Source organism: Rubritalea sp., from assembly GCF_051252225.1.
GTDB lineage: Bacteria > Verrucomicrobiota > Verrucomicrobiia > Verrucomicrobiales > Akkermansiaceae > Rubritalea.
Window position 1 is genome coordinate 1 of sequence record NZ_JBPOGE010000038.1, and the last position, 2,850, is coordinate 2,850.

Sequence of the window (2,850 nt, forward strand, 5' to 3'; positions counted from 1 at the left end):
ACCTTTCACTACATTCAAACCTTAAACCCACAGCAAAAGCTTTCTGGCCGAGTACTCGGTTGGTGTGCTTTACGTTCTACTAAAATGGCTCAATCTTCTAGATACATAACTACCGAAATTATCATTAAGTCTGATTCAAAATGTGATGCGCTTGTTGCAGAGCTGGTGAACGATGACGTTGGTTTCTATATTCAAGCTTCTCACGACATTGGAAAGTGGTATCTCTGTATCGACCCAATACCGATGAAAACAGTCAATTTAACACTTCAGTTACTTTGTTCATCTATTGAGAATCTCTCTACTGAAGCACGTGGAGAATGGGATTCAGCTTTGTATCGCGAATTTTATATCGGCTATGAAGTTTCCCCTAAAGACCTCTGTGTGATTGAGCGTATTTCTCAAGAGTCGGTGGAACTATGCAGTAAGATCTGCGCAGGAATTGGTATTGCTATGTACCCACGTAACTCCGAAAATTAACTCTGTAGAACAAGACGCTGCACCCAATCCCTTCACCGTCGAGACGCGAGCCATTTTCCAAATTCACACATTAACCCAAAATCAAAGCGCGCTGAGAGTTCAGTGATTGGTGTGCTTTACGTTAGGCTAAATTAACCGACCTTAATGACGATCAAAAACATGCTACAGAAAATAGATCTTCACGTGGTTTATCTAGCTAGTCTGCTACTTATCCTTCTACTACTGCTTTTTAACTCTAGTTCGGTTAACGTAGAGTCAGTATCAAGACGCTACACTATATCCCTATTGATCTTCCCTTTCATACTTACACCAATGATTATTACTCGATACCTAGACTCGAAAGCTAAAGGACATTCTGACTTTTCTTATCTGGCAGTAAATACTGTCTTGGTCGTAATCTACATGTTGATTTCCAGCTTCATAGCTTACTCAACAATCGTCTGACACATCCAACAGAGTGCTAAGCATTCATTAATTGCCTCTGCCTAACAAGACGCTGCACCCAACCTCAGACCGCGTTTACGCTTTTCAAAATCTTCACTACACTCAAACTCTAAACTCACAAACAAAGCTTTCTGACCGAGTCTTCGGTTGGTGTGCTTTACGTTATGCTAAATAAAACTATGAAACACCTCCTAACACTATCAACAATTCTACTTTCTTCGGCATTACTAAATGCTGATTCTCTGGAGTTCAGAACCTTCACTATAAAAAACGCTGAAGGAACAAAGACGCTCACTGATGTTCAAATCAGAAAAGCTCTATCAAACAACCTTCTGGGTGTTGAATCTTCTATTACTGTCGACATCATTGATGGTTCCTTTGAGTTCACAGATACCAAACCAATCGACATAGTCGTAGAATATGACTCTGATTTCACTGTAGCAAAAACTGAACAAAAGAACATTGGCCATGTTCTTGAAGGCTCTTACATAGTCTCCAACGACGAAAAGACTGCAAATCTCAGCTTTAACTATTCTAGCACAGTAAAAAACCACGATATTTGTTATAGGAATAAGAACGGTCTCGCGATTCTTCAAGCTCATCTATCGTCTACAAATTACGTAGAACAGTTCATATCCCCATCTGATAGCACAGAATGGACAGTATTCCCTCAGAAGCAAACATCTAGTTCAAAGGAGTACATAGCCGTTAGACACTCGAAATAGCCTTGCATAACAAGACGCTGCACCCAATCCCCTCACCGTCGAGACGCGAACCATTTTCAATCTTCAAACATTAACCCAAAACCAAAGCGCGCTGAGAGTTCGGTGATTGGTGTGCTTTACGTTCTGCTAAATTTGAACATTTCCCACTTACGTACTCCTCAGCTTGTTCGACTTCGATCTCAGCGGATAAAATCTCCATTTGGACATTCAAGCACGCTAGATAGTGAAAATCTGATTTCTAAAGAAAGTTGATTCACGCTAGATTGTCCATTCCTGACATTTTCCGAAGATCCACTTTGGCTTTTCCGTTCACTGTAATCACCGTTTTCAGTTTCGATCCTTCACATACAAGATTCTCGGCTTGTGTGCTTTATCCTCTGAAAAACCTTCGCTCTCTATTCTCTGCTTTTCAACACGGCAGTTTCACTCATATTCATCCTGTTCCTTCTCTAGATCGACTTGCAGAACAAGACGCTGCACCCAATCGCTGACACGCAGGAGAGTCGAGCAAACACGATATATAAACTTACTTACCAAAAACTAAAGCGTGCTGAGGTCAGCGATTGGTGTGCTTTACGTTCGGCTAAATTATGACGCTTCATTGTAATCCCAAAGGTATATGCTCCTATGACTATCTCATTACTGGAGATTCATTTCATGCTACAACCACTAGTAAAGCTGCACGTAAGGGTTCGATCATACATGAAGATCTCGAGTATAGCGTCACAAGAGAAGGTTTACTCAATGACAAGTGGTTACTGATTGGACCATCAAGCACGGTAGCTATAGCATCTAAGAAATCGGTATTTTCACGTACTTATTGTCTGACATTCGATGACCAAGAGTTCACATTGACTCAATCTCTAATAAGTAGATCCATGAATCTTACGGGTCCTAATACGGATGTCACTATTGAGGCTGTTCATGCATTTACTCGTAGAGCAACAATTTCGGGTGCAAGTTCATCTCCTCTTTTAACCCTATTTGCTTTCTGGATCACAGCTTTAACCTGGCAGAGGAATGCAGCAAACTCATCTGCTGGAGTCTCCGCGAACTAAATTGCCTCTGCCGAACAAGACGCTGCACCCAATCCCTTCACCGTTGAGAAGCGAGCCATTTTCAATCTTCAAACATTAACCCAAAAACAAAGCGCGCTGAGAGTTCAGTGATTGGTGTGCTTTACGTTAGCGTGAATCTGAAGATC

General features: G+C 41.4%; 3 protein-coding genes. All 3 read left to right on the plus strand.

Annotation, left to right across the window (positions count from 1 at the left end):
• Nucleotides 1-477, plus strand: a 477-nt coding sequence (locus ACSHX2_RS15220; protein ID WP_435693812.1) for a hypothetical protein, incomplete at its 5' end; no start/stop codon positions are given.
• A gap of 623 nt (nt 478-1,100) precedes the next feature.
• Nucleotides 1,101-1,646 carry a hypothetical protein gene (locus ACSHX2_RS15225; protein ID WP_435693813.1) on the plus strand — a complete coding sequence of 182 codons (546 nt, stop codon included), beginning with the start codon at nt 1,101-1,103 and terminating at the stop codon, nt 1,644-1,646.
• A gap of 590 nt (nt 1,647-2,236) precedes the next feature.
• Nucleotides 2,237-2,704 (plus strand): hypothetical protein, encoded by a 468-nt coding sequence (locus ACSHX2_RS15230; RefSeq protein WP_435693814.1) that lies wholly within the window; start codon nt 2,237-2,239, stop codon nt 2,702-2,704.
• Nucleotides 2,705-2,850 lie beyond the last annotated feature (146 nt).

Bases quoted from the DNA above. Each gene is read 5' to 3' on its own strand.
- ACSHX2_RS15225 (WP_435693813.1), top strand. From the start codon at position 1,101: ATGAAACACCTCCTAACACTATCAACAATTCTACTTTCTTCGGCATTA.
- ACSHX2_RS15230 (WP_435693814.1), top strand. From the start codon at position 2,237: ATGACGCTTCATTGTAATCCCAAAGGTATATGCTCCTATGACTATCTC.